1 protein-coding gene is annotated in these 261 nt (G+C 52.9%); it reads right to left on the bottom strand.

Features of this window, described 5'->3' with window-relative positions; genetic code table 11:
• Positions 1-19 precede the first annotated feature (19 nt).
• The coding region (locus tag FLQ03_RS15610; RefSeq protein ID WP_206211006.1) for a hypothetical protein at positions 20-261 on the bottom strand (242 nt) is incomplete at its 5' end.

Here is a 261-nt window from a genome sequence, read left to right as displayed (position 1 = left end):
GAATTATACGACGTAAATACTAAACCCCTTGGGGGGCTTTGGAGCCTTCTACTGGGCTCATTAGCGTCGTCAGAACCACCAGACCGGCCACGGCCAAACTGCCGATCTTTTTGCGAAAATCCGCCCAAAAGTCCCGTCTTTCTTGGGTTATATCGCGTTCCATGTTCGCCGCAGCGATGATTTCCAGCGGGTCTATACCCAGCTGCTTAGCCACCAAGATGCAGGCAAAGACGTCCATCATCCGTTCGCCGGATATGAAGC

Source organism: Vogesella urethralis, assembly GCF_007644045.2.
Classification (GTDB): domain Bacteria; phylum Pseudomonadota; class Gammaproteobacteria; order Burkholderiales; family Chromobacteriaceae; genus Vogesella; species Vogesella urethralis.
Note: the sequence above shows the minus strand (reverse complement) of the source record. Positions and strands in the feature narration are given on the sequence as shown.